29 protein-coding genes are annotated in these 25,495 nt (G+C 64.5%); 16 read left to right on the top strand and 13 right to left on the bottom strand.

What is annotated here, in order from left to right; genetic code table 11:
- Positions 1–3: 3 nt before the first annotated feature.
- From J2W94_RS03340 to prmB, 7 genes are all read right to left on the bottom strand, one after another.
- Positions 4–639, bottom strand: a complete 636-nt coding sequence (locus J2W94_RS03340) for a phosphoribosylanthranilate isomerase (protein WP_310090279.1) — start codon at positions 637–639, stop codon at positions 4–6.
- A gap of 185 nt (positions 640–824) precedes the next feature.
- Complete coding sequence (truA, locus tag J2W94_RS03335; RefSeq protein ID WP_310090278.1) at positions 825–1,613, bottom strand: tRNA pseudouridine(38-40) synthase TruA; 789 nt, start codon at positions 1,611–1,613, stop codon at positions 825–827.
- A 21-nt stretch (positions 1,614–1,634) separates the two neighbouring features.
- Positions 1,635–3,344: a type IV pilus assembly protein FimV gene (locus J2W94_RS03330; RefSeq protein ID WP_310091562.1), complete on the bottom strand. Its 1,710-nt coding sequence runs from the start codon at positions 3,342–3,344 to the stop codon at positions 1,635–1,637.
- A 189-nt stretch (positions 3,345–3,533) separates the two neighbouring features.
- Positions 3,534–4,553 (bottom strand): aspartate-semialdehyde dehydrogenase, encoded by a 1,020-nt coding sequence (locus tag J2W94_RS03325; RefSeq protein ID WP_310090277.1) that lies wholly within the window; start codon positions 4,551–4,553, stop codon positions 3,534–3,536.
- Positions 4,554–4,707: 154 nt separating this feature from the next.
- A complete protein-coding gene (locus J2W94_RS03320; protein WP_310090276.1) occupies positions 4,708–5,697 on the bottom strand; it encodes a 2-hydroxyacid dehydrogenase in 990 nt (329 codons plus the stop codon).
- Positions 5,690–6,808: a chorismate synthase gene (gene aroC, locus J2W94_RS03315; protein ID WP_310090275.1), complete on the bottom strand. Its 1,119-nt coding sequence runs from the start codon at positions 6,806–6,808 to the stop codon at positions 5,690–5,692. The genes J2W94_RS03320 and aroC overlap by 8 nt, the downstream gene beginning before the upstream one ends.
- A 145-nt stretch (positions 6,809–6,953) precedes the next feature.
- Entirely contained in the window at positions 6,954–7,883 is a 930-nt protein-coding gene (prmB, locus tag J2W94_RS03310) for a 50S ribosomal protein L3 N(5)-glutamine methyltransferase (RefSeq protein WP_310090274.1), read from the bottom strand.
- Positions 7,884–8,144: 261 nt separating this feature from the next.
- On the opposite strand from prmB, the gene J2W94_RS03305 reads away from it, so the two are divergent.
- Positions 8,145–8,798, top strand: coding sequence for an SCO family protein (locus J2W94_RS03305; protein ID WP_310090273.1), 654 nt, complete (start codon positions 8,145–8,147; stop codon positions 8,796–8,798).
- A complete protein-coding gene (gene asd / locus J2W94_RS03300; RefSeq protein ID WP_310090272.1) occupies positions 8,795–9,649 on the top strand; it encodes an archaetidylserine decarboxylase in 855 nt (284 codons plus the stop codon). Before J2W94_RS03305 ends, asd begins: the two co-directional genes overlap by 4 nt.
- A gap of 161 nt (positions 9,650–9,810) precedes the next feature.
- Here asd and J2W94_RS03295 read toward each other — a convergent pair whose 3' ends face one another.
- The 3 genes from J2W94_RS03295 to J2W94_RS03285 all read right to left on the bottom strand — a co-directional run bounded on the left by J2W94_RS03295 (position 9,811) and on the right by J2W94_RS03285 (position 12,769).
- Complete coding sequence (locus tag J2W94_RS03295) at positions 9,811–10,512, bottom strand: DUF3053 family protein (RefSeq protein WP_310090271.1); 702 nt, start codon at positions 10,510–10,512, stop codon at positions 9,811–9,813.
- A 33-nt stretch (positions 10,513–10,545) separates the two neighbouring features.
- Positions 10,546–11,058: a hypothetical protein gene (locus J2W94_RS03290; RefSeq protein WP_310090270.1), complete on the bottom strand. Its 513-nt coding sequence runs from the start codon at positions 11,056–11,058 to the stop codon at positions 10,546–10,548.
- A gap of 142 nt (positions 11,059–11,200) precedes the next feature.
- Positions 11,201–12,769, bottom strand: coding sequence for a transglycosylase SLT domain-containing protein (locus tag J2W94_RS03285; protein ID WP_310090269.1), 1,569 nt, complete (start codon positions 12,767–12,769; stop codon positions 11,201–11,203).
- A 136-nt stretch (positions 12,770–12,905) separates the two neighbouring features.
- Here J2W94_RS03285 and J2W94_RS03280 point away from each other — a divergent pair, with 136 nt between their 5' ends.
- The 4 genes from J2W94_RS03280 (at position 12,906) to greB (ending at position 15,946) form a co-directional block, all read left to right on the top strand.
- Positions 12,906–14,399 carry a helicase HerA-like domain-containing protein gene (locus J2W94_RS03280; RefSeq protein ID WP_310090268.1) on the top strand — a complete coding sequence of 498 codons (1,494 nt, stop codon included), beginning with the start codon at positions 12,906–12,908 and terminating at the stop codon, positions 14,397–14,399.
- Positions 14,400–14,421: 22 nt separating this feature from the next.
- On the top strand, positions 14,422–14,874 hold the full coding sequence (locus tag J2W94_RS03275; protein WP_310090267.1) for a hypothetical protein: 453 nt from the start codon (positions 14,422–14,424) through the stop codon (positions 14,872–14,874).
- Positions 14,875–14,977: 103 nt separating this feature from the next.
- On the top strand, positions 14,978–15,427 hold the full coding sequence (locus J2W94_RS03270) for a hypothetical protein (protein WP_310090266.1): 450 nt from the start codon (positions 14,978–14,980) through the stop codon (positions 15,425–15,427).
- Between the two features lie 15 nt (positions 15,428–15,442).
- Complete coding sequence (gene greB, locus J2W94_RS03265; protein WP_310090265.1) at positions 15,443–15,946, top strand: transcription elongation factor GreB; 504 nt, start codon at positions 15,443–15,445, stop codon at positions 15,944–15,946.
- A gap of 19 nt (positions 15,947–15,965) precedes the next feature.
- Here greB and J2W94_RS03260 read toward each other — a convergent pair whose 3' ends face one another.
- The gene (locus tag J2W94_RS03260; RefSeq protein ID WP_310090264.1) at positions 15,966–16,580 is read right to left on the bottom strand and encodes a hypothetical protein; all 615 of its coding nucleotides are present in this window, start codon (positions 16,578–16,580) and stop codon (positions 15,966–15,968) included.
- A gap of 244 nt (positions 16,581–16,824) precedes the next feature.
- Here J2W94_RS03260 and J2W94_RS03255 point away from each other — a divergent pair, with 244 nt between their 5' ends.
- The 8 genes from J2W94_RS03255 (at position 16,825) to pcp (ending at position 22,737) form a co-directional block, all read left to right on the top strand.
- Positions 16,825–17,481 carry a dienelactone hydrolase family protein gene (locus tag J2W94_RS03255; protein WP_310090263.1) on the top strand — a complete coding sequence of 219 codons (657 nt, stop codon included), beginning with the start codon at positions 16,825–16,827 and terminating at the stop codon, positions 17,479–17,481.
- A complete protein-coding gene (locus J2W94_RS03250; protein ID WP_310090262.1) occupies positions 17,478–17,891 on the top strand; it encodes an HIT family protein in 414 nt (137 codons plus the stop codon). The genes J2W94_RS03255 and J2W94_RS03250 overlap by 4 nt, the downstream gene beginning before the upstream one ends.
- Complete coding sequence (gene pxpB, locus J2W94_RS03245; protein ID WP_310090261.1) at positions 17,888–18,583, top strand: 5-oxoprolinase subunit PxpB; 696 nt, start codon at positions 17,888–17,890, stop codon at positions 18,581–18,583. The genes J2W94_RS03250 and pxpB overlap by 4 nt, the downstream gene beginning before the upstream one ends.
- On the top strand, positions 18,580–19,533 hold the full coding sequence (locus tag J2W94_RS03240) for a biotin-dependent carboxyltransferase family protein (RefSeq protein WP_310090259.1): 954 nt from the start codon (positions 18,580–18,582) through the stop codon (positions 19,531–19,533). The genes pxpB and J2W94_RS03240 overlap by 4 nt, the downstream gene beginning before the upstream one ends.
- A 145-nt stretch (positions 19,534–19,678) precedes the next feature.
- The gene (locus J2W94_RS03235; protein WP_310090258.1) at positions 19,679–20,434 is read left to right on the top strand and encodes a LamB/YcsF family protein; all 756 of its coding nucleotides are present in this window, start codon (positions 19,679–19,681) and stop codon (positions 20,432–20,434) included.
- A complete protein-coding gene (locus tag J2W94_RS03230) occupies positions 20,431–21,135 on the top strand; it encodes a DUF969 domain-containing protein (RefSeq protein ID WP_310090257.1) in 705 nt (234 codons plus the stop codon). Before J2W94_RS03235 ends, J2W94_RS03230 begins: the two co-directional genes overlap by 4 nt.
- On the top strand, positions 21,122–22,090 hold the full coding sequence (locus J2W94_RS03225) for a DUF979 domain-containing protein (RefSeq protein ID WP_310090256.1): 969 nt from the start codon (positions 21,122–21,124) through the stop codon (positions 22,088–22,090). The genes J2W94_RS03230 and J2W94_RS03225 overlap by 14 nt, the downstream gene beginning before the upstream one ends.
- Positions 22,087–22,737, top strand: coding sequence for a pyroglutamyl-peptidase I (gene pcp / locus J2W94_RS03220; RefSeq protein ID WP_310090255.1), 651 nt, complete (start codon positions 22,087–22,089; stop codon positions 22,735–22,737). The genes J2W94_RS03225 and pcp overlap by 4 nt, the downstream gene beginning before the upstream one ends.
- A gap of 33 nt (positions 22,738–22,770) precedes the next feature.
- On the opposite strand, the gene dcd is transcribed toward pcp, so the two are convergent.
- Together dcd and apbC are read right to left on the bottom strand one after the other, a co-directional pair.
- The gene (dcd, locus tag J2W94_RS03215) at positions 22,771–23,337 is read right to left on the bottom strand and encodes a dCTP deaminase (protein WP_310090254.1); all 567 of its coding nucleotides are present in this window, start codon (positions 23,335–23,337) and stop codon (positions 22,771–22,773) included.
- A gap of 79 nt (positions 23,338–23,416) precedes the next feature.
- Positions 23,417–24,262 (bottom strand): iron-sulfur cluster carrier protein ApbC, encoded by an 846-nt coding sequence (apbC, locus tag J2W94_RS03210; RefSeq protein ID WP_310090253.1) that lies wholly within the window; start codon positions 24,260–24,262, stop codon positions 23,417–23,419.
- 182 nt (positions 24,263–24,444) lie between these two features.
- On the opposite strand from apbC, the gene J2W94_RS03205 reads away from it, so the two are divergent.
- Together J2W94_RS03205 and J2W94_RS03200 are read left to right on the top strand one after the other, a co-directional pair.
- Positions 24,445–24,876, top strand: a complete 432-nt coding sequence (locus J2W94_RS03205; protein ID WP_310090252.1) for a DUF2147 domain-containing protein — start codon at positions 24,445–24,447, stop codon at positions 24,874–24,876.
- 91 nt (positions 24,877–24,967) lie between these two features.
- Complete coding sequence (locus J2W94_RS03200) at positions 24,968–25,405, top strand: DUF2147 domain-containing protein (protein ID WP_310090251.1); 438 nt, start codon at positions 24,968–24,970, stop codon at positions 25,403–25,405.
- Positions 25,406–25,495 lie beyond the last annotated feature (90 nt).

The raw sequence follows: 25,495 nt of genomic DNA, 5'->3' as shown, positions 1-25,495 counted from the left end.
CGCTCAGTCGGGCTGCGCGTCGGCGCGGCGGGCCTCGTCCAGGAAGAATCGCATGCGATCGGGGTTCTTTATTCCGGGCGCCGATTCGATTCCGCTGGACACGTCCACGCCCCACGGTCGCGCGATACGGATAGCAGTCGCCACGTTTTCGCTGGTCAGGCCGCCCGCAAGAAAGACCGGTTTTTCGAGCCGCGGCACCCGTTTCCAGTCGAAGCGCTGACCGCTGCCGCCCTGCTCGCCCTTGCCGTGCCCGTCGAGCAGATAACCGTAAGCGGAAGGAAATTCGGTGGCGCGCGCGGACGCGTTTTCGTCTTCGCTGGCCATGGCGATAGCCTTCAGGAAAGGCACATCGAACCCAGCGCAGAAGGCATCGGTTTCGCCGCCATGGAACTGCAATAGGTCCGGACGCACGTTCTCGATCAACGTTTCGATCTCCGCGCTCGTGTTGTCCATCACTAGGGCGACCACCGCGATTTCTTCCGGTACCAGTTCACGCAACATCCGCGCTTGCCCCAACAGCAGCCTGCGTGGGCTGCGCGGCGCGAAAACCAGACCGACATAGTCCACGCCCAGCTCCACCGCCAAGCGCACGTCTTCGGCACGGGTCATTCCGCAGAATTTGATGCGGGTGTGGGTCATTAGTAAGGAGACGGCAGATAAGGCGATGGGGATAGCCTAACTCTTTACGTTCGTCATCCCAGCGAAAGCTGGGATCCATTTTGACTTTGCACTTGACTCTGCTCGCTTTATGGCCAAGAGCAAATGCCAAGAGCAAGATGGATCCCAGCTTTCGCTGGGATGACGGCACGAGCAACAATTGCTAATCAGATAGCGAGTGTCACTTCTTCGGGTAAGCCCCATTGCGCGGGATACAACGGCCCCAAGAACACCAACCCATCTGCGGGGGCGGTAGGCCCGGCCAGTGTCCGATCGCGTCCAGCCAGCAATTCGGCGATCCAGTCTTCGGGTTTCTCGCCCCGCCCCACCATCAGCAACGATCCGACGATATTGCGGACCATGTGGTGCAGGAACGCGTTCGCCTGTATCTCCAACCGCACCTGTTCGCCTTCGCGCACGATGGAGAGTGCCTGCAGATCGCGCACCGCGTGCGGCGCCTGGCAATGCACCGTCCGGAATGCGTTGAAGTCGTTCTCGCCCAGCAGCGCTTGCGCGGCACGGTGCATGGCGTCGGCATCCAGAGGCAAACGCTCCCAGCTCAGTTGTTGCCTGCCCAAGGCAGGCCGCACCGCACGGTTGAGGATGCGATAGCGGTAACGCCGTGCCCGTGCGGAAAAGCGCGCATTGAAATCGTCGGCCACCGGTAGGCACCAACGCACGCAAATCGAAGGCGGCAGGCGGGTAGTGGTACCCAGGCTCCAGCTGCGCGGCGTACGCGGCGCATCGCTGTCGAAATGCACGACCTGGCATTCGGCATGCACGCCGGCATCGGTACGGCCGGCGCAGACGACTTCGACCGGGGCCGCAGCGACAGACGAAAGCGCCTCTTCCAGCGAAGCCTGCACAGTCGGTACGCCGGGCTGCCCGTGCGGACTCAGCCGCTGCCAGCCGCGAAAATCGCCGCCGTCGTATTCGACTCCCAACGCGTAACGCATCAGCGACCCATCGCTGGGCGGTCAGCCGATCTCGCGCAGCAGCTGCGTCGCTTCTTTGCGCGCGGCGGCATCGCCGCCGGCGGCCACTTCGTTGAGCAGGTCGCGCGCGGTTTCCAGGTCGCCCAGGTCCAAATAGGCGATCGCCAACTCGAGACGTTCGCGCCCTGCCGGCGCGGCGTTCAGGGGCGCTACGTTCAGTCCGTCGCCGACGTGCCAGGTGGGTTTGATCGCAGCCGTCGTCCACGGTTGTGGCGCGGCGACCGGCGCGGCCGGTGCGCGCGCGGGCGCGTCTTCCGCTTCAGGCAGCGTTGCCGGCACCTCGTCCTCGTGGCGTGCTGCCGCGAAGTGGTCGTCCTTCGCCTTGGCGGCCGCTTGCGGCGCGGTTTCCGCGGCCGGCATGGCCGCCGCCATCGCCGCGCTGTCGTAACCCGGACGGGCGGCGACGAAGGCCGGCTTCTTGCGGCGGCCGATCAGCCAAGCCACCACCAGACCGGCGACCAGCAGGCCCAAACCGGCCCACAGCCACAGCGGCTGCGAGGCATCTCCCTGCGATTGCGCCAGGCGTTGCTGCGCGGCCGCCAGTTCGCTGTCCTTCATCGCGATCAGCTTGGCCTGCTGTTGCTTGAGGCCTTCCAGTTCGGCGACCTGAGCGCGCAGTTCCTGCACCTCGGATTCGCGCGCCGCCAGTTCTTCCTTGGTCAGCGTGAGTTGTTCGTTCGCCAGCATGTCGCCCTCGCCTTCGGCATCGATGCCGGATTGTGTTCCCGCCCTTGTCGCCGCGCTCGCATCGGGCGGCGCGATCTCAAGACGCGCCTCGGCTGCACGCGGAGCTGCAGGTGCGGCACGTGGCGGCGCCGACGCAAGCGGGGATGCCGTTGTTTCGACTGGCTGCGGGATCGGCCGGCGCGCCTGCCGCCATTCGGCCATCTGGTCGCGCACCAGCGCGGCCGCCTCGGCTTCCCCCAGCTGCGCCAGTTCCGCCGATTGCGGGACCCGCAGCACTGCGCCCTGTTTCAGGCGATTGATGTTGCCGTTGATGAAGGCCTCGGGATTGGCGCGCAGCAAGGCCAGCATGGTCTGGTCGAGGTTGTAGCCCTGGCCCGCGCCGTTATTTAAGAAGCCGCGCGCGATCTGCGACAGGGTCTGGCCGCGCTGAACTTCCAGTTCGCCGCCTGCCAGGGTCGGTGAGGGGGTGGGAGCCGCAGCTGCAGGGGCAGCGGCTGCCGGAGCCGGGGTGGGAGCGGGTTCGGTTGCCGGGACCGGTGCGGGCTCGGTCGCGGCAACGGGCTCCGGTTCGCGGACGATGGTGTTGGCCGGCGGCGGCAGCGGCGCCTCGATGATCGGTTGGTTAGCGGCCGCAAGGGCGCCGGGCGTATCGACCAGCGCGGAGTATTCGCGCACCAGCCGGCCCTGACCCCAATCGACCTCGATCAGGAAATTGACCGCGGCGACCTGCACGGGCTCGCTGCTGGTGACCCGGATTACCGGTTTGCCTTCGTCGCTGAGCGCCACCGCAAAGTTCAGGCTGCTGACCAGTCCCTCGGGACGCGCCAGGCCTACGCGCTCGAACGTGATCGGGGAAGCGAGCCGGGCCTGCAGCTGTTCGAGTTCCCCTGGCTCGTTGGAAATGACCGGAATTTCGGCGAGCAGCGGTTGTCCGGGCTGGGACTTCACCCGGATCTCGCCCAGCCCCAGGGCCATAGCGGCGCCGCTGAGCAGCACCAACGCGATCCCGAGCAGCAAACGCGGAGCAAGTTTCAGAAAACCATGTTTCAAGCACGTTCCCCGTTCATTCCCACCGGGGAATATAGCTTTTTCGGTCCCTGCAATGTGTCTTCACCCGGTAGGTCGGGGCTACGCCCCCGACGCGCGTGGATTCCGGATTCCCTGAGGTCGGGGGCGTAGCCCCGACCTACGGGCCTATTCGGCGGCGACCAGTTCAGCTACCTGCACGGCGTTCAGCGCCGCGCCCTTGCGGATGTTGTCCGAGACCACCCACAAATTGATGGCCCGCGGGTGGGAAAAATCCTCGCGGATACGGCCCACATAAACGGCATCGGTGCCGGAAGCATGGGTGACCGGAGTCGGATAGCCGCCGGCGACGGGTTCGTCCACCACTTCCACGCCAGGCGCGGATTCCAGCAACTTGCGTACGTCGGCGACGCTGATCTTGGTCTTGGTTTCGACGTTGACCGCTTCGGAGTGGCCATAGAACACGGGTACGCGCACGGCGGTGGGATTCACCTGGATGCTGTCGTCGGCCAGGATCTTGCGGGTTTCCCAGACCAGCTTCATCTCTTCCTTGGTGTAGCCGTTGTCCTGGAAGTCGTCGATGTGCGGGATCAGGTTGAAGGCGATCTGCACCGGGAACCGTTGCGGATCGATGCCCTGGAAGTTGAGCAGCTGGCCGGTCTGCTTGCCCAGCTCCTCCAGAGCCGAACGGCCGCCGCCCGAAACCGACTGGTAGGTCGCCACATTGATGCGTTCGATGCCCACCGCGCGATGGATCGGCGCCAGCGCCACCAGCATCTGCATGGTGGAGCAGTTGGGATTGGCGATGATGCCGCGCGGACGGTTCTTGGCCGCCTCGGGGTTCACCTCGCTGATCACCAGCGGCACGTCGTCGTCGTAACGGAAGGCCGAGGAGTTGTCGATCACCACCGCGCCAGCGGCGGCGAATTTCGGGGCGTATTCCTTGGAAATGCCGCCACCGGCCGAAAACAGCGCGATATCCACGCCGGTCGGATCGAAAGTGGCCAAATCCTGCACATTGACTTTGCGTCCGCCGAAATCGACGTCCGCGCCCGCCGAGCGTTCGCTGGCCAGGGCGACCAGTTCGCTGATCGGGAATTTGCGCTCTGCCAGGATCGACAGCATGACTTCGCCGACGGCACCGGTGGCGCCAACGACCGCGACTTTGAAGCTCTTCTTCTCGCTCATTTCAACTCAAGTGGTGGTGGGGGTGGGACCGGTCGTAGGGCTGCACTAGTCTTGAGACGCATCCGGCCGCGGCGCGCGCGCCAACCTGCCGGAGCCTTTCGGTCGCAGCTTCCGCAGCTCCTACGTGTACCGGCAGGATAACGGAAACCGGGCTTTATGCGCTGATCGGATTAGGCGGCTTGCCGGCGTTCGGGCCGACGCCCAGCGCCGCGATCAGGTTGTCCACCGCCAGCGACACCATCGCGCGCCGGGTGGCCAGGCTGCCGCTGGCGATATGCGGGGTCAGCACCACGTTGCGCAGCGCCAGCAGGCGCGGATTGATCGCGGGCTCGCCTTCGAACACGTCCAACCCCGCCGCCGCCAGTTTGCCGCCGGCCAGCGCTTCGGCCAGGGCGTCCTCGTCGACGATTCCACCACGCGCGATATTCACCAACGTGGCCGTGGGTTTCATTCCCGCCAGGGCCTTGGCGCCGATGAGGTGATGGCTTTGTTTGGAATACGGCAGCACCAGCAGCAGATGGTCGGCCCGCGCGAGCAGGTCGTCGAAACCGACATAGGCGGCACGGGCCTCGCGCTCGATGGCTTCCGGCAGCCGGCTGCGGTTGTGGTACAGCACCCGCATGTCGAAGCCGGAGGCGCGTTTGGCGATGCCCCGCCCGATCCGGCCCATGCCCAGGATGCCCAGCGTGCCGCCATGCAGGTCGGCGCCGAGCATGGTCTGGAACGACCACTGCCGCCAATGGCCTTCGCGCAGCCAGCGCTCGGCTTCGGTGATGCGGCGTGCCGTCGCCATCAGCAGCGCGAAGCCGAAATCCGCCGTGGTTTCGGTCAGCACATCCGGCGTGTTGGTGGCGGTAATACCCGCTGCGGACAGCGCCGGGATGTCGAGATTGTTGTAGCCGACACCGACGTTGGCGACCGCTCGAAGCTGCGGCGCAGCGACGATCTGTTCGGCGCCGATACGTTCGTTCAGGGTCACCAGCGCGCCGCTCGCATCGCTCAACGCGGCCGAGATCTGCTCCGGCGTGTATTCGGCGACATCCGATGTGGACACGACCTCGAAATACTCTTCCAGCCGCGCGATCACATCATCGAACAGCGGCTGCGACACCCACACCCGTGGAGGTGGCCGCGGCTCAGCCATGCCCGCCGTCTGAACGCGCGCTGCCTGGGATCAGCGGCGCGACTGGGCCGACATCGCCGCACTGGGCGCGATGGCGCAGTGCCTGGTCCATCAGCACCAGCGCCATCATCGCCTCGGCGATCGGCGTGGCGCGGATGCCCACGCAGGGATCATGCCGGCCGGTGGTGACGACTTCGGTCGCATTGCCTTCGATGTCCACGGTATTGCCCGGCAAGCGCAGGCTGGAAGTGGGCTTCAGCACGATGGAAGCGGTGACCTGCTGACCAGTGGAAATGCCGCCGAGGATGCCCCCGGCATGGTTGGACAGGAATCCTTCCGGCGAAATTTCGTCGCGATGCTCCGTGCCCTTCTGCACGACCGCGCCAAAGCCGTCGCCGATCTCCACGCCCTTGACCGCATTGATGCTCATCAGCGCCGCGGCGAGCTCGCCGTCCAGCTTGCCGTAGATCGGCTCGCCCCAGCCCGGCGGCACGCCGTCGGCGACCACATTGACGCGCGCGCCGACCGAGTCGCCGGACTTGCGCAGCGCATCCATATAGCTCTCCAGCACCGGCACCTGCTCGGCCGACGGCCAGAAGAACGGATTGTCTTCCACCGCATTCCAGTCGAAAGCTTGTGGGGTGATTTCGCCCAGCTGCGACAGGTAGCCACGTACGCGCACGCCGAAATGCAGCGCCAGCCATTTCTTGGCGATCACCGCCGCCGCCACCCGCATGGTGGTTTCGCGCGCAGAGGAGCGTCCGCCGCCGCGCGGATCGCGGATGCCGTATTTCTGCCAGTAGGTGTAGTCGGCGTGGCCGGGGCGGAACTGCTCGGAAATCTTGCTGTAGTCCTTGCTGCGCGCGTCGGTGTTGCGGATCAACAGGGCGATGGGCGTGCCGGTGGTTTTGCCTTCGTAGACACCGCTAAGGATCTCCACTTCGTCGGCTTCGTGCCGCGCCGAGGTGTGGCGCGACTTACCGGTGGCGCGACGATCAAGATCGGCGCGGAATTCCCCCACCGCGATTTCGAGACCCGGCGGACAACCGTCGATCACACAGCCGATGGCCGGCCCGTGGGACTCGCCGAAGGTGGTGACGGTGAACAATTTTCCGAAACTGTTGCTGGACACGCTGCCTCTACTCCGCAATGTCTATCGAATCGTCATTCCCGCGAAGGCGGGAACCCAGTGACTTTGTGCTTTTGCCCGCTTGCCCAGAAAACCAAAGTCGCTGGGTTCCCGCCTTCGCGGGAATGACGGCTGATTTTTCTGCGTGTCACGGCCGCGCATTCGCCAGTTCGCGGATGCGCGGGTGATGCACGATCAACTCCGAGCATTCCACCGCGAAGATGCCCATCTGCCCTACCTTGAACTCGATCCAGGCGAATTCGACATCCGGCAGCAACTCCACCAGCGCCTTTTCGGATTCGCCGACCTCGCAAATCAGCAGGCCGTCCTGGCTCAGGTGCAAGGGCGCATCGCGCAAGATCTTCAGCACCAGGTCCAGACCGTCGTCGCCTGCGCGCAGGCCGAGTTCGGGCTCGTAGGAATACTCCTTCGGCAGCGCGTCGGTTTCGGCATTGGTGACATAGGGCGGATTGGTGACGATGAGCTGGTAGTGCTGGCCCGAAAGTCCGGAGAACAGATCGGACTTGAACAGCTTCACGTTGTCGGCGTGTAGCCGTGCTTTGTTCTCCGCGGCCAGCGCGAGCGCGTCGTCGCTGATGTCCACGCCGTCCACGTGCCATTCGGGGTTGTAGTGGGCCATGGCGATGGCGATGCAGCCCGAACCGGTGCACAGATCCAGCGCGCGCAACACTTCGCGCCCGCCCAGCCAGGGCTCGAAGCCGCTTTCTATGAGTTCGGCGATCGGCGAACGCGGCACCAGCGCGCGGTTGTCGCTCTTGAAGTTGAGTCCGGCGAACCAGGCCTCGCCGGTCAGGTAGGCGATCGGCACTCGCTCCTCGATGCGGCGCTGGAACAGGGCCAGGATCTCGGCTTTCTCCGGCGCGGTCACGCGGGCAACGCCGTAGGCCGGGCCCAGGTCGTTCGGCAAGTGCAGGGTATGCAGGACCAACTGCGTGGCTTCGTCCAGCGCATTGTCGTAGCTGTGCCCGAAGGTAAGGTCGGAGGCATTGAAACGGCTGGCGCCGTAACGGATCAGGTCGATGATCGTATGCAGTTCGGCGGCCGGGTCGGCAGTCATGGCAAGGCTTTTCTCGGGTCGGATGGAGATTATAGGGGTATGCAAACCGAAGCGCCGGTATCATTGCCGTCTTGATTGGCAGGCATTGCGGGACGATCGAACCACTAGAACCTCGTTCGTGGTGAGCCTGTCGAACCACGCTTTTCGAGTAAAAAGAAAACCACCGCTGCGACCTGAAAGGTCACGCCAAGAGCGTGGTTCGACAGGCTCACCACGAACGGTTTCCAGATTTATTCAAGCCATCACCTATGAGCCCCGTCCATGTTCAACCGCAAAATCGGCTTCATCCTGATCATCGCCCTGGCCGCCGGCCTGGGATTGCTGGCCGCGCAGAAGTACTTCGGCGCCAAGTCCACCGGCCCGCAATGGCCGCAGACCACGAGCATCACGATGTTCCCGCAAGCGCGCACCCTGCCCGCGTTTTCGCTGCGGCAGTCGGACGGCACCCAACTGGTTTCAGGCGAACTGAACGGACATTGGACGCTGGTGTTCCTGGGCTTCACCTACTGCCCTGACGTGTGCCCCACCACTTTGGCCGAGCTGGCCCAGGCGCAGAACCAGTGGAAGTCGCTGCCCGATAGCACTCGCCCGCGCGTGCTGTTCGTGTCGGTGGACCCCGAACGCGACACTCCGACGCGGATCGGCGAGTACGCGCATGCCTTCCATCCGGACACTCTGGCGGCAACCGCAGACGTGCCGGCGCTGGAGTCGTTCGCCAAGTCGCTGATGTTCGTGTTCCAGAAAATGCCCGGCAATCACTTCGAAACGGACCCCAAGGACTACAGCATGGACCACTCGGCCAACATCGCCGTGCTGGATCCGCAAGGCCGCATGGTCGGCTTCATCAAGCCTCCGTTCCAGCCTAAGGCGATCGCCGAGGACATGGCCGCCTTGACCCTGGCGACGAAGAAATGAGCCTGGTTACGCGCCTGACCTATCTGTTGCCGCACCGGCTGATGTCCTCTTTGGCGCGACGGCTGGCGTATTCGTCTTCGCCGCGCACCAAGCAATGGCTGATCGACACCGTCACGCGCAAGTTCGGTGTGGATCTGGAGGAAGCCGCGCAGTCCGACGCCACGGCCTACCCGACCTTCAATGCCTTCTTCACCCGCGCGCTCAGGCCCGGCGCGCGCGTGGCCGATCCGGATCCGCGTGCGCTGCTGATGCCTGCCGATGGCCGCATCAGCCAGTGCGGCCCGATCCGCGATGGTCGCATTTTCCAGGCCAAGGGCCAGTCGTTCACCGCCGCCGAACTGCTGGGCGACGCGGAAGCCGCCAAACCTTTCCAGAACGGCCTGTTCGCCACCGTCTATCTGTCGCCCAAGGACTACCATCGCGTGCACATGCCGTGGACCGGTACTCTGCGCGAGACGGTGCACGTGCCTGGCCGTCTTTTCAGCGTGGGCACGGCGGCGGTGGCCACGGTGCCGCGCTTGTTCGCGCGCAACGAGCGTCTGGTCTGCCACTTCGACACCGATTTCGGGCCGATGGTCTCGGTGATGGTGGGCGCGCTACTGGTGTCCGGCGTGGAAACGGTGTGGAGCGGCGTGGAAATCCCGCGTTACGGCGACGCGATCACCCGCAAGGATTGGCGCGGGAAGAACATTACTCTCGAGCGGTTTGCGGAGATGGCCCGGTTCAATTACGGGTCGACCGTGATCGTGCTGTTGCCGCCGGGGATAGCGGAGCTTTCCCCCGAACTGGTCGCCGAATCGCCGGTCAGGCTCGGGCAAGCTCTTGCCCGACTCGTTCCGAACGCACCTTGACGACTAACGGAAGGATCCGGGCGCGTTGCGACGCGCTCGTTGCCGCTGGCGTCTCGTTCCTCGCGCGGCGCGGGCAAGCCCTCGCCCGGATCGTCTCGAACACCCCGTGACGGAACGATCCGAGCGCGTTGCGACGCGCTCCTTAGTCCTTGGCGTCCCGTTCAACGCACCATGGCATTGAGTTCGTTCTGCAACGCCATCAGCTTCTGGCGCTTGTCGTTCAATGCGCCCAGATGCACATTGAGCTCCTCCAACAGCGCAGGGCTGTTCACTTCCACCTGCGAGCCTACGAAATTCACCGAGGCTTCGTTGGTTTTCAGGAAAGTGGCGAAATTCTGCGCCTCGCCAAGAATGCCATCGGTCTGCTCCAGCACCTTGAGCATCAGCTCGCTGGGTTTGACCACCGTTTTTTCGTAAGCGGCCTGGAATACCGGCTTTACGTCGTCGGGCTGCTGCAGTTTGGCGCGATCGGCCTGCGTCTTGCCCAGCTGTTCGCCAAGCTGGCCCTTGACCTTGGCCAGCGCCGCGCGCGCCTCGCCGATCCGCGCCTGCTCCTGCACCAGCGCCTGCGGCGTCGATAGCGAAGCCATGGTCTGCATGGCGGGGCTGGCTTCGGTGAACGCCTTGCCCATGCTGTCGTTGAAATCGCCGATCACCGCATACTGCGCCGCATACCGGCCCAGCGATTTCTGTTCCTCGGCGCTCAGCTTGGGTACGCGCAGGCCCGGCTGATCCACGATGCGCGTCTGCAGGAATTCGATGAACGCCTTGCGTTCGCCTTCCTCGTTGCTGCAGGCGGCCAGACCCAGCAAGGCAAGGCCGGCGAAGAGGACGGGAAAGACTTTACTTGCCAGCGCATTCATATGTTCAGTCCTTGGATGCAGGGTGAGAAGAGCTTACTTGGCGGAAACGATTCTATCCGGCGATACCGTGTACTCGGTATCGAACAAGCGCACCTTGGCGATGGCCTTGTCGCCGCAAGCAAAAGCCATCTCGACCTTCAGCTTGGCCTTCGCCGGCACGGTGAACTCGTCGTCCACCGACTGCGTGGCGCAGGCATAACCTTCGCCATCCAGCGCGGTGACGTGATTATTCTGCGCCAGCTCCGTCACTCGCACCGGCACGTCGCCGGGGTTTGCGAAGCCCAGTGTGACCACGACGGTTTCGCCCGCCTTGGCTTCCAGCACTTCGCCCCTGAGCGAGGATCCGAGCTCCTTGCCACTGCTGACGATCAGCGCGCCATCGACACTGGTGCTGGCCTTCCGGCCTTCCTCAACCCCTTTGCTGGCGCCTGTGGCCGCACCCTTGACCAGTTCCACCGCTTTGGAGACGGTGCCGGAGGCAGCCTTTTCGGCGTTGTCGCCCGAGCAAGCAGACAATACGACGGCGGTCAGCAGAACCGCTGACATAGAAGCTTTCATTCAAATCCCCAAGTTGTACTGCAACGGAGTCTAGTCATTTCCGCGCCGGACAGAAGCCCGGCACGGGAGACATTCATTTTATTCAGCGCCCCGAAGAACGGCGTCTGGGCATTCGCAGCCTATCAGGCCGCTACTTCTTGCAGCTTTCCAGCTTCAGCGATTGCCCCGGCTTCACGCTGTATCCCGGCGCGCGCAGACCGTTGGCGCGTGCCAGCTGTTTCAGGTCGCAGCGCAACTTCTTGGCGATCTTGCCCAGCGTATCGCCGCGCGCCACCCGATAGTCGCGGACCTGTTCGGCTTTGGGCTTGGCCGGCTTGGGCTCGCCAGTGGCCACCGTGGTAGGAACGCCCGGAATGGGAGTGACGTCGCCCACCGCCACGCTGCCGGCAAGCGGGTTGCGGATGATCGCCGCATTGACGTCGGCGGCGATCAAGGTACGCGCCAGGTCCGCACGCGGGCCGCTGACGCAGTTGCGGTTGTACAGACTGGCGATCTTGGCCGTGGCCTTGATCTGCGTGCCGGCGGGAATCCACTGGTCAGGCTCGTAGCGCGGGTTGAGGTTGCGCAGCGCGCGCATATAGCCGTCGCGCGTTCCTCCGTTGCCCAGGCAAATGGTCAGTTCGTAGATCGACGCGGACTTGGCCAGCGGGAAAGTCGCAGGTTCGGCGTCGACCTTGGGAAACTCCAGCCCATATTGCTTGGGATGCAGGAACAGCCAGGCCGCCGCGATCACCATGGGCACGTAGTCTTTGGTCTCGCCCGGAAACTGGTTGTAGACAACCTCATCCCAGAAATTGCGGCCGGCGAACTGGTTGTATACCCGCTGGGCGCGGCCTTCTCCGCCGTTGTAGGCCGCCAGCGAAAGCTCGATGCTGCGGTTGAGGGCGCCCATGCGCTCGTCCAGGTACTCAGCGCTGGCCATTCCCACCGCGGTCGGGTCGAAGCGCGTGTCGAAGCCGGTGCCGTCCGGGCCCAGGCCGAAGCGCCGGCCAGTGGCCGGCATAAACTGCATCAGGCCGGCGGCGCCGGCGCGCGAATTGGCATGCACGCGGCCGTTGGATTCCTTGGCCATGATGCCGAACAGCAGGGCCTCGGGCAGTGCGTGCTTCTCCCATGAGGGCCACATCAGCGGGCGCACGTATTGATAGTTCTCGTAGCTGGTGATCAACGACACGCGCATGTCGGTCAGCCAACGGCGGATGCCGGCCTGCACGGCGGGGTTGTACTGCACCATTTTGTCGAAGGCGTGGCGTTGGTCGTTGAGCAGGCGCGCGGCGCGCGCCGCTTCGGGTATCGCGATGGCCGCCGCGTGGTCGGTGCCATCGTCCAGCAGATCGACCTCGCCCTCTTCGTCCGAGGCGGAGGATTCGGCATCCACGTTCTGCTTCAACAGACGCTTGTAAGCGCTGAGCATGGTGTGCACCTGGCAGCCCTTCTGCTTGAGGCAGGCGTCCATCACGTCTTCCATGTCCTCCAGCGCCGCATCGCCCTCGGTGGTGCCCTTGGGGTCGCTGTTGGCGCTCAGCACCAGCGCGTCCCGGTAGCGCTTCTCGGCAGCGGCCATGCGCTGGTCGAGGACTTCCAAGGCCTCCTTGTCGCGTGCCGAGACGCGCTGGGCCAAGGCGGAGGGAGCAACAGAAAAGAGCGGCAGCATGACCAGCAAGGGCCAGGCGCGGAACAAGGATTGTGGGGACGGCATCAGTAAGGACGACTACGGGAAAAAGGCAGGTTAGCCCCCTGGCGCCGCGCGGGGCAAGGTTGACAAGCGCCTCTGTTGCCCTGCGCGACAGGTTGAGCCGCTAGAATTCGCGCTTCGACTCATCGCTAGGAATGACATGGACCCCATCCTGCTAGGCAAAGGCACTACCGACGATATCGCCGTCACGCTTTTGCCCAAATTCGGCAATCGCCACGGACTGGTCGCCGGCGCCACCGGTACCGGCAAGACCGTGACCCTGATGACCCTGGCCGAAGGTTTTTCGCGCATGGGCGTGCCGGTGTTCATGGCCGACGTGAAGGGCGACGTAGCGGGATTGGCGGTAGCGGGGGACGGCAACGAAAAGATCCTGCAGCGCGCGAAGGACCTTGGCGTCGGCGACTACGCGCCCGGCGCCAGCCCGGTGATCTTCTGGGATCTGTACGGCAAGAAGGGCCATCCCGTGCGCACCACGGTCAGCGAGATCGGATCGATCCTGCTGGCGCGCATCCTGGAGTTGAACGACACCCAGAGCGGCGTGCTGGACATCGTGTTCAAGCTCGCCGACGACCGCGGCCTGCTGTTGCTTGATCTGGACGATTTGCGCGCGCTACTGGCGCTGGTCGCCGACGAGCGCAAGGACATCGCCACCGAATATGGCTTGGTCAGCACTCAGTCGGTCGGTGCGATCCAGCGCGCGCTGTTGCGCCTGGCGCAGAACGGCGGCGAAGGTTTCTTCGGCGAACCGGCGCTGGAACTGGCCGACCTGATGCGCACCGGTACCGATGGTCGCGGCGTGATCGGCATCCTCGCCGCCGACCAGCTGATCCTCAACCCGCGCCTGTACTCCAGCTTCCTGCTGTGGCTGCTGTCGGAACTGTTCGAGCAATTGCCGGAAGTCGGGGATCTGGACAAGCCCAAGCTGGTGTTCGTGTTCGACGAAGCCCACCTGCTGTTCGACGACTCCCCGCCGGCGCTGGTGCAGCGAGTGGAACAGGTCGTGCGCCTGATCCGCTCCAAGGGCGTGGGCGTGTACTTCTGTTCGCAATTCCCGGACGACGTGCCCGACAACATCCTGGGCCAGTTGGGCAACCGCGTGCAACACGCGCTGCGCGCGTTTACCCCGCGCGACCAGAAGGCCGTGCGCGTCGCTGCGGAGACGTTCGTGCCTAATCCGAAGCTCGATGTGGCCGAAGCCATCTCCAAACTGGGCACCGGTGAAGCGCTGGTGTCGACGCTGCAGGACAAAGGCATTCCCATGCCGGTGCAGCAGACCCTGATCGCGCCACCGCGTTGCCGCATGGGTTCGATCAGCGATGCCGAACGCAGCCAGGTGCGGGCCGGCAGCCCGGTGGGAATGAAGTACGACAACCCGGTCAACCGCGAATCCGCATCGGAGATGCTGGCCAAGCGCGCCGAAACCGCCAGCAAGGCCGCCGATGCGCCACCGGCCAAGGACGACCCGGAAGCGGGCGGCTTCGGGCAGTCGATCAAGGACGCGGTGTTCGGCACCAAGCGTCGCCAAGGCATGGTGGAAACCATGGCCAAGCAGACTGCGCGTACCGTAGGCAGTCAGGTCGGTCGGCAGATACTGCGCGGATTGTTGGGCGGCATTTTCGGCGGCAAGCGCTGATTCGGCATGGGAGAGAGCGACGATGAAGGCAGGGAAGCAACTCCTCATATTGGCGTTGTGGGGTATGGCGCAATTCGCAGTGGCTCAGGTCGCGACCGAGAACGGCGGTTATGGACCGATCGTGTGGCCTAAAGAGCGCCAACACGAACTGGCCGGGCATTACGCCGGAACTTTGCGCGACCACGCATGCGAAAACATGATCGCGCGCCTGGCCCTGGATAAGGCGCATCACTACGTACTGACCGTCGACTGCTCGGAACAGGGCTCGCGCGCACGCACGCTGCGCGGCGACTGGTGGATAGACGAGATCGCGGGCAGTTGCCTGATCCTCAACCATGGGGATGGCGAAGAGAAGAGGTTCGGCTTCCGCATCAGCGACGACGCGAACCTCTTGTCGCTGGATGGCAGCGACTGTAACGCCGCCGACGAGCGCGACTCGCCGCATGGCCTCAAGCGTACGGGGAGCAAGCGGTGAGCGCTGGGTCGTATTGCGCAGCGGTTGCCCGCTCGATGCCGTTCCACCACGCACGCTAGCCGCTTTCGGCAAGTTTCTGTAACAAACCACAAGGAATCAGACCATGACCAATCGGACCCTAATCCTGCTTGCGCTCGCCGTCATGCTGGCCACCGCCTGCAAACGCGAGGAACCTGCGGCACCGGCTGAGCCTGCTGCCGCCTCGACTACCGCACCTGCGAATACCGCCAACCCGGTCGACGCCACTTCCGTGGTCGAGAACACGCCGGCCGCCGCAGATGCCTCCGCAGTGGACAGCAAGGCAATCGCCGGCAGCTTCAGCGACGGCGAATCGGTCCTGGAACTGCGCGCCGACGGCAGTTACGTGCAGACACTGAACGCGGGTGGCGGCTCCATTTCCAGCGACGGCACCTGGAGCGGTACCGGCAACAAGAGCCTGTTGCTGGACCCGAACAGCAAATCGGCGAAAGACGTCGCTTTCGAAATCGTCTCCAACGACGAGTTGCGCACCGACAACGGCGCGCGCGTTTTTCGACGCGTCGCCGGCCGATAAGCGGGCCGCCGGTAAGTGAGCCGCTGGCGTCCGCCCGGAGAAAAAAGCACCGCCCTGATCACGCGCGAAGGCCATGAACGCCTGAAGGCGGAACTGGACGATCTGTGGCGCGTAAGGCGGCCGGAAGTGGTGAAAGCGCTCACCGCCGCCGCCGCCGAAGGCGACCGCTCGGAGAACGCCGAATACCACTACCGGAAGAAACAACTCGGCGAGATCGACCGCCGCGTGCGCTATCTCAGCAAACGCCTGGAAGAATTGCGCGTGGTCGATACCCCGCCCACGGATCCGGAAGCGGTTTTCTTCGGCGCTACCGTGGAGCTGGAGAATATCGGCACTGGCGCGCTGTCGAGTTACCGCATCGTGGGTCCGGACGAAACCGACGCTTCGCGCGGCTACATCAGCATCGACTCGCCGTTGGCCCGGGCCATGCTGAAAAAGCGCATCGACGATGAGTTCGAGGCCTCGCTGCCCACCGGCATCGCCAGCTTCGCCATCATCGGCGTCGAATACGAAGCCTGACGCGGCGCGGCGGGAGTCGCTACTGGTCCCAGCCGAGCGTCGCTTCCGGCGCGGGCGCGTCCTCGATGTACAGCGGCGTGGTCGGCACCTTGCCGCGCGTTTCGGGTTTTTCCACGTATTCGCCCGCATCGTCCAGATCGGCGGAACGACGGATCTGCAGACCGGTCAGGCGATTGGTGCTGATTTCCTGCCAACCGTGCGCGTTGGTGCGGCTGTACAGCTTCACGTCGTCGCCGATCAGGCGCATGCGCTTGCTTTTCGCTTCGTAGCGATAGCGGTAGGTCGATGAAATCGCGGTGGTGCCGCCGGTCAAGTCCTCCACCACCAGCACACCCTTGGGCGTGCTGAGCGATGCCGGACCCAGCGCATCGACCGCCAGCTCGGTCTTGCCGGCAGGCGAGTGGCCCATGTCCATTTCCTCCATGAAGCCGAACAGCACGCCGAGCACGCGCGACTCGTCATTGCGCGCGACGAAGGCGATATCGGTCAGGCCGTCGGCATTCAAGTCCGCGTCCAGCCGCTTTTCCAGTTCCATGCCCGGTGGTAGTTCCATGGCATTGAAGTAGTAGTCGGCCAGCAGCTTGTCGTCGGGCATGAACAGTTCGGCGGCTGTCGTGCGAATCGAAGCAGCCATAGCCCAACAAGCGCAGGCGGGCAGGAAAACGGCACGAAAAAGTCTGCGGAAATATTTGCTGGTCATGGCTCCCCCTATCCAAGCGGCACCCCTGCCGCGTTGGTGAAAGGTAACGCAGACGGGCGACGGTAAGGGACATGTTGCCGTCGCATCGGCCGCCGCAAGGCGAACCGACCACGACGCACCCACGGAACCGGACGACCGCCCTAAACTGTAGCCCTCTGCTTTTTGCTTTGGAGGCCACGTGGGCGCCTGGATAGAGATCGACACACCGCATGGGGCCATCGCCGCCTGGAAAGCGTTTCCAGTCGCTGCGCCGCGCGGCGCGCTGGTAGTCATCCAGGAAATCTTCGGCCTCAACGCGCACATCCGCAGCGTGGCCGACGGATTCGCCGACGAAGGTTACGCGGTGCTGGCACCGGCGTTGTTCGACGTGCTCGAGCGCGGCGTGGAATTGGGCTACGACGCTGACGGCATGGCCAAGGGCAGCGATCTGATCACACGGCTGGGACTGGAGAAGGCGTTGGACATGACCGCATCGGCCGCCGACGCACTGGCCGCGCAGGGCAAGGTGGGCACGGTGGGTTATTGCTGGGGCGGCACCGTTGCCCTGCTGGCCGCACTGCGCCTGGGACTGCCGTCGGCCAGCTACTACGGCAAGCGCAATGTGCCCTTCCTGGGCGAAACGCCGAAGGCGCCGGTGATCTTCCACTTCGGCGAACGCGATGCCTCGATCCCTCAGGAGATGGTGGAAAAGCATCGCCAGCTGTTGCCGCAGATGCCGGTCTACGTCTATCCCGCTGGGCACGGCTTCAACTGCGACGCACGCGCCGATTTCGACCCGCAAAGCGCCGCGCTCGCGCGCTCGCGGACCCTGGCCTTCTTCGACGAGCATTTATGATTTCCACCGATTTCATCCTCGACCCGCGCCTGGCCGCCGACAGCGTCTTCATCGCCGACGGCCCGCTGTCGCAAGTGCGGTTGATGAACGACGCCCGTTTCCCTTGGCTGGTGTTGGTGCCGCGCGTGCCGCAGGTATCGGAATGGCTGGAACTCGACGGCGCGCAGCAACGCCTGCTGCTGGCCGAGATCAACCAGGCCGGCAACCTGATACGTACGGAGCCGGGAATGGAAAAACTGAACATCGGAGCCCTAGGCAACATCGTGCGCCAGCTGCATGTGCATCTGGTCGGCCGTCATGCGGGCGACGCCGCCTGGCCAGGACCGGTGTGGGGAAGCGGTGCAGCCGAGCGATACCCGCAAACGACGCTGGATACCAGAATCGCCTACTGGCGACAGCGGCTGGCATGAACCTGCCGACGTTCGAGCCGCTGGCCGACGACGCGCTGCTGCTGCGTTTCGGCGAAGTCATCGACGCCATGCACAACACCCGGGCGCTGGAAGCTTCAAGACGGCTGCGCGAACGGGACCCGTGCTGGCTGCGCGACGCCGTACCGGCCTACGCAAGTCTGGCGGTGTTCTTCGATTGCGGCAGGATCGACGATGCCGATCCCCATGCGTTCGTCGCCACCGCGCTGCGTGCGATCCTGCAAGAGCCGGAAACCGCAGGTGTGGCGACTCCGAGACTCGTCGAAATCCCGGTCTGCTACGACTTGAACATGGCGCCCGATCTGGTCGAGGCGGCGAACGAACTCGGCATCAGCCCCGATGAACTCATCCATCGCCATAGTGCCGCCAACTACACCGTAGCGATGATCGGTTTCGCACCGGGGTTCCCCTATCTGCTCGGCCTGCCGGACTCCTTGGCGTTGCCGCGCCTGGCCACGCCGCGCACCCGCGTGCCCGCGGGCTCGGTGGCGATCGGCGGCAACCAGACCGGTATTTATCCACGCGAAAGCCCGGGTGGCTGGCGGCTGCTGGGACGCACGCCGCTGGTGTTGTTCGATGCCGCCCGCGCGTCGCCCGCACTGTTGGCGCCTGGCGATCGCGTCCGATTCCAGCGCATCGATCTTTCCGCCTTCGACCGGTTACGGAAACCATGAAGGCTTGGGAAGTGATCGCGCCCGGCGCGCTGACCACCGTCCAGGATCGCGGTCGCGAGGGTTGGCGCCATCTGGGCGTGTCGCGTGCCGGCGCGCTGGATCCCGACGCTATGGAACTAGCCAACCGACTGCTCGGCAACGCGCTCGATGCGGCAGTGCTGGAGCTGACCCTGCAAGGCCCGACCCTGAAACTGACGCAAGCGGCGAGGATCGCCATCGTCGGGGCCGAGGTCACGGCGACATCGAATGGCCGTGCCTTGCCCGGCCAGCGCCCGCTTACCGTGCCCGCAGGCGAACTGAAACTGGGCGGCCTCCGTGGGGGCATCCGCGCATGGCTATCGGTCGCGGGCGGCTTCGATTTGCCGATGGCGTTGGGCAGCCGTAGCACCGACCTGCGTGGCGGCTTCGGGGGAATAGAGGGGCGCGCATTGCGTGCGGGCGATCTGCTCCCACTGGGCAAATCCCCACGCGTGGAGACCGCAGTCCCGCAACGCGCCGCGTGGTGGATCGGCGCAGACGACCACAATTCCGGGATCGACCTTCCGCTTCGCTTTGTGTCCGCCGAGCATCCGGCCTCGACCACTCTGGCGGACCGGACATGGTTGGTCAGCCCCAGCAGCAATCGCCAAGGCATCCGGCTGCAGGGACAGCCGTTGCCGAACGCCCCGCACCACAACGTTTCCGAGCCCGTCGCAGTGGGCTGCATCCAATTGCCGCCCGATGGCCAGCCCATCATTCTGTTGGCAGACGCGCAAACCGTTGGCGGATACGCGCGACTGGGCTATGTGATCGCTGCGGACCTGCCGCGATTGGCGCAAGCCGGGCCTGGCGCCGCGCTCGCCTTCACCGCGATTGGCATCGGCGAGGCCCGGCGAATCAACCTGCAGCATCGGCATCGGCAAGCCCGCACCGCCCTTGCCATCGATCAGCGACTGGCCCGCGATCCGTAAGCCGCAACAGGCCGCATAATCCTCATTACCTCCCTGCAGGCTATTCCCGCCAATGAAAGCGAATCTCGTACCCAGCCGGATCCTCATCGCGATGGGTATCAGCATGCTGTCCAAGAATCGCAACGGCAAATAGCCGCAAGCCGCGATGGCACGGGTAATCGACTTCAACTGCGACCTGGGCGAAGGCGTCGGCGACGACGCCGGACTTATGCCCTTCATCAGTTCGGCCAGCATCGCCTGCGGCTTCCACGCAGGAAGCCCGGAGCTGATGCGCGACACAGTGAAGTTGTGCGGCGAACACGGCGTCGCCATCGGCGCGCATCCCTCCTTCGCCGATCGCGAGAACTTCGGCCGCACCGCGCAATCCGTTGCGCCCGGCGAGGCCTATGCGCTTGCGCTGTATCAGATCGGGGCACTGGACGCTTTCGTGCGCGCGGCCGGCCTTCGTCTCAATCACGTCAAACCGCACGGCGCCTTGTACAACCTGGCTGCGCGAGATCGCGCGATCGCCGATGCCATCGCCACCGCCGTGCGGGATCACGATCCGCATCTGATCCTGTACGGCTTGTCCGGAAGCGCCTTGACCGACGCGGGAACCGCACTCGGATTGCAGGTCGCCCATGAAGCGTTCGCGGAACGGCGCTACGAGGCCGACGGCGCCTTGACGCCGCGCAGCCATGCCGATGCGAGCATCGACGATCCCGCCAATGCCGCGGCCCAAGCCGTCTTGCTGCTGCGCGATGGCGTGGTGATCGCGCGCACCGGCGAGCGTCTGGCCTTGCGTGCGGACAGCCTGTGTCTGCATGGCGACCGTGCCGACGCGGTCGGCTTCGCGCGCGCGCTACGCGCGGCGATCGAGAATTCGGGTTTCCAAGTTCGCGTACCGGAGCGTCGCCGATGAATTACTGGCCCCTGCTGGGAATCGCCGTAGTAGTGGTGGGTTTCGTACTGCGCTTCAATCCGGTGCTTGTGGTGGTGGTCGCCGGACTGACCAGCGGCCTGCTGGCCGGCATCGCCCTGCCCGACCTGCTGGCCTTGCTGGGGACGAGCTTCGTGGAGAATCGTACGCTGTTGATGTTCCTGTTGACGCTGCCTGTCATCGGCTTGTTGGAGCACTATGGCTTACGTGAACGCGCACGTGAGTGGATCGTCAGCTTCCGTGGCTTGAACCTGTCGCGTTTCCAGATCGCCTATCTGGCGATGCGCCAGTTGAGCAGCATGATGGGACTGACGCACGTCGCCGGTCCCGCGCAGACGGTGCGTCCCCTGGTTGCGCCAATGAGCGAAGCGGCAGCGGAACGCACCCTCGGGCCGCTAACCGATTCGGAACGCGAGCAGGTGCGCGCCAGCGCCGCGGCCACCGACAACATCGGCCTGTTCTTCGGCGAAGACGTTTTCGTCGCCATCGGCGCGGTGCTGCTGATCCAGGGTTTCTACGCCCGCAACGGTATCGAACTGGAACCCATCGCCATCGCTTTGTGGGCGCTGCCCACCGCCATCGCGGCCTTTGTCATCCATGCGATCCGATTGAGACTGCTGCAGCGCAGGTTGGAACGCGAGCGCGCCCGGACCGCACCGGAATCCACCGATGCTTCGGGTTGACTATTTCTACTGGCTGATCGGCGCTTTCCTGCTGATCACGGCCTTGTACAACCTGCGCGAAGGGCGTTACTCAACTGCCGCCTTTTGGGCGATATTGATCGGACCCTTCGCTTTCGGCACGCAGATCCTGCAGGCCGCAAAATCGGGCGTGCAATGGCCCGCACAGGTCATGGGTGCGGGCGTGATCGCCCTGGGCGTACTGGCCGCGAGAGGACGTCTTGGCACCGCGCCCGACAGCGTCGAGGCGCTCGCGCGACGCCAATCGCTGGCCGCCGCCCTGCGCAATCGCCTGTTTGTGCCCACATTGCTGATTCCGGCGCTCACGCTGGTGCTGTTCGTCGCCAGCAAATGGGTGCCGGGCATGGACCGGTTGATGGACCCGAAGGCCTTGACGCTGAGCTCGCTGGCGATCGCCAGCCTGTTCGCACTGGCTGCGGGATTATGGGTGACGCGCGCCCGCGCGGCCGAACCCCTGGCGCAGGGGCGCCGCCTGCTCGACTCCCTTGGATGGGCAGTCTTGTTGCCGATGGTGCTGGCCACACTGGGCGGCGTGTTCGCCGCCACCGGCGTGGGGGAGGTGATCGCTTCCCTGGTCGGTCACGTGATTCCGATCGAAAGCCGAGTCGCCTGCCTGCTGGCGTTCGCGTCGGGCATGGTGTTGTTCACCATCATCATGGGCAACGCGTTCGCCGCGTTCCCGGTGATGATGGCCGGCATCGGCCTGCCGCTGCTGATCCAGAAGCACGGTGCCGATCCGGCCAGCCTGGGCGCCATCGGCATGCTCACCGGCTATTGCGGCACCTTGCTGACGCCGATGGCGGCCAACTTCAACATCGTGCCCGCAGTACTGCTGGAATTGAAGGATCCCTATGCGGTGATACGTTCGCAAGCCATGACCGCATTCGCGCTCATGGCGGTCAATGTCGCGTTGATGTTGCTGCTCTGCTTCCGATGAAATCGCTGCCCACCATTCTGCTGACCGGCTTCGAACCCTTCGACGGCCAGCCGACCAATCCCAGCTGGGACGCGGTGCTGGCCCTGCACGGCAAGCGTATCGCCGGCCACCACGTTGTCGCGCGGAGACTGCCTGTCACGTTCGGCGCATCGCTGAAGCTGCTGGGAGCCGCCCTCCGTGAAGTTTCGCCGGTCTTGGTCGTCTGCGTGGGCCTGGCAACGGGCCGCGCGTGCCTCTCGCTGGAACGCATCGCCATCAATGTCGACGACGCGCGCATTCCCGATAGCGATGGCAACCAGCCGGTGGACGAGCCCATCGTCGCCGACGGTCCGGCGGCCTACTTCGCCACCCTGCCCATCAAATCGATGCTGGCCGGATTGCGTGAGGCGGGATTTCCAGTCGAAATTTCGCAGACCGCCGGCACCTATGTCTGCAACCACGTGTTCTATGGACTGATGCACGCATTGCGTAAGCGCCGCAAAGTCCGTGCCGGTTTCATACACGTCCCGTATTCGCCGGAACAGGCCTCGATTGCGAACGCGCCCGGGCTTCCGGTGGAAACCGTCGCCGATGCGCTGCGCCTGGCCCTGCGCATCGCTATCGCCACCACCGACGACCAGCGTATGGCCGCTGGCGCGGAACATTGAAAGCCTTCCCTTTGAACAGGAAGGAGTAAATCGTCAGGTACGCGGCAGGGTGACGCCGGTCTGCCCCTGGTACTTGCCGCCCCGGTCCTTGTAACTGGTCTCGCAGACTTCGTCCGATTCGAAGAACAACATCTGCGCCACGCCTTCGTTGGCGTAGATGCGCGCGGGCAGCGGCGTGGTGTTGCTGAATTCCAAAGTCACGTGGCCTTCCCACTCCGGCTCCAGCGGGGTCACGTTGACGATAATGCCGCAACGCGCGTAGGTGCTCTTGCCCAGGCACACGACCAGAGTGCTGCGCGGAATGCGGAAATACTCCACCGTGCGCGCCAGCGCGAAGCTGTTGGGCGGTATCACGCAAGAGTCGGCCTCGACGTCGACGAAGCTGCCGCTGTCGAAATGCTTCGGATCGACGATGGTCGAGTTGATGTTGGTGAAGATCTTGAACTCGCGCGAGCAACGCACGTCGTAGCCATAGCTGGAGGTGCCGTAGCTGACGATGCGCTCGCCGTTGACCTGCTTGACCTGCCCGGCCTCGTACGGTTCGATCATGCCGTGCTGTTCGGACATGCGGCGGATCCAGCGGTCGCTCTTGATGCTCATGCGTTGATTCCTGTGGCCGATCGGCCGGGGCTTTATGGAGTTGAAGCCGTCAATTCTAGCCGAGGCGCTGCGGTCGGTCTCAGACCAGGGACGACGCAATGGGAATGGAAGCGCGCGGACGCAGGGCCAGTTGCGCGGCCATGGCACGGGCGGTCTGCCGATACGCCTCGGCCACGGCCGAGTCGGGCGAAGCGATCACCACCGGTTGGCCGGCATCGCCCTGTTCGCGGATGGCGATATCCAGCGGCAGCGAACCCAGCAAGGGCACGCCGTACTGCGCGGCCATGCGCTGCCCGCCGCCTTCGCCAAACAGGTGTTCTTCGTGTCCGCAGTTCGAGCAGACATGCAACGCCATGTTCTCGATGATGCCCAGCACGGGCACTTCCACTTTATGGAACATCTTCAATGCCTTCTTCGCATCCAGCGTGGCGATGTCCTGCGGGGTGGTGACGATGACGGCTCCGGCCACCGGTATTTTCTGCGCCAGGGTCAGTTGGATATCGCCCGTGCCGGGCGGCAGGTCGATCAGCAGGTAGTCCAGATCCCCCCACAGGGTGTCCGTGAACAACTGGGTCAAGGCGGAAGTCGCCATCGGGCCGCGCCAGATCATCGGCGTTTCGGCATCCACCAGGAAACCGATCGACATCGCCTCGATCCCGAAAGCCCGCATCGGCTCGATGGACTTGTTGTCCGGGCTGTCCGGCTTGCCGCTCAGCCCGAGCATGGTGGGGATGCTGGGGCCGTAGACGTCGGCATCCAGGATTCCGACTTTCGCACCATCGGCGTGCAATGCCAGCGCAAGATTTACGGCGGTGGTGGACTTCCCCACCCCGCCCTTGCCGGAGCCTACTGCGATGACGTTCTTCACCCGCGGCGACGGCGACAGCCCAGGCTGTACTGCGTGCGCACTGATTCGATGTTCCACTTCGGAAGAAACCCCGGTTGTTCGGCAAGGCGTTCATTTTACCTGCATCCCTCTCTGTGCCGCCTGCTGAATGGAAGTGGACATCCGCTTCCATACGCCAGCGGATGCGGTATAAAGGCGGCGCACCGGGATGACCAGAAGCGATTTCCGGACCGAACGTCCACTATCCCTGGGAGGGGAACATGCGCAATAAATTGATCGCCACGCTGGTGGCACTGCCTTTGCTCGCCTTGTCGATGTCGGCTATGGCCGCCGACCCGGCCGTTGGACGCTGGAAAACCTACGATGAAGACACCGGCAAGCCGCGCCTGATCGTGGATGTGTACGAAGCCAAGGGCGGCACCATCGCGGCCAAGGTGGTGGAAACCCTGTTCGCGCCGAACGCCACCTGCACCGCATGCACTGGTGCAGCCAAGAACAAGCCAATGAAGGACATGGTGATCCTGTGGGGACTGAAGCGCGACGGAGCCGGCTACAGTGGCGGAACCGTGCTCAAGCTCGCCAACGGCAAGACCTACAAGGCGAAGGGCGAGTTGCTGTCGCCGACCAAGCTGCAGGTTTCCGGTTGCCTCGGCTTCATCTGCAAACACCAGGAATGGACCCGCGAGCACTGAGGCCCGCCTTGACTTGAAGGACGAACGGCCCGGTCGATCCGGGTCGTTTTCGACCATGCCATTGGCTCATGCCTCGACCGGATCATCCGCCATGTCCCTCCGCCGCCTGTCCGTCTTCCTGTTGTTGTTGGCGCTTCCCTTCGCATGCGTCGCCCAAAGCAGTCCCATCGGCCGCTGGAAAACCATCGACGATGAGACCGGAAAGCCGAAGTCGATCGTCGATATCTACAAGGCTGCCAATGGCACTCTGGCCGGCAAGGTCGTGGAGGTGCTGCAATCGGACACGGGCCCGAACCCGATCTGCGACAAGTGCTCGGGCGTCAACAGGAACAAGCCGATCAAGGGAATGGTGATCCTTTGGAATCTCAAGGCCGAGGACGCGACCCGCTGGGTCGGCGGCACGGTGCTGGATCCGAGCAAGGGCAAGACCTACAAATCGAAGATCGAACTGCACCCGAGCGGCAAGAAACTGGACATGTCCGGCTGTATCGCCTTTATCTGCCGGGCGCAGACTTGGATTCGCGAATAAGCGATCGCCGATACAGGCAAGCGACCTGTTCGGCCCGGCGTCTGCCGGGCCGCGCCTTTTTAGGCAGGCCGGTTTGCGGCGCATGCGATA

It is taken from the genome of Pseudoxanthomonas sacheonensis (assembly GCF_031455975.1).
In the GTDB taxonomy this organism is placed as follows: domain Bacteria; phylum Pseudomonadota; class Gammaproteobacteria; order Xanthomonadales; family Xanthomonadaceae; genus Pseudoxanthomonas_A; species Pseudoxanthomonas_A sacheonensis_A.
This window is presented reverse-complemented; position numbering and strand designations above follow the sequence as displayed.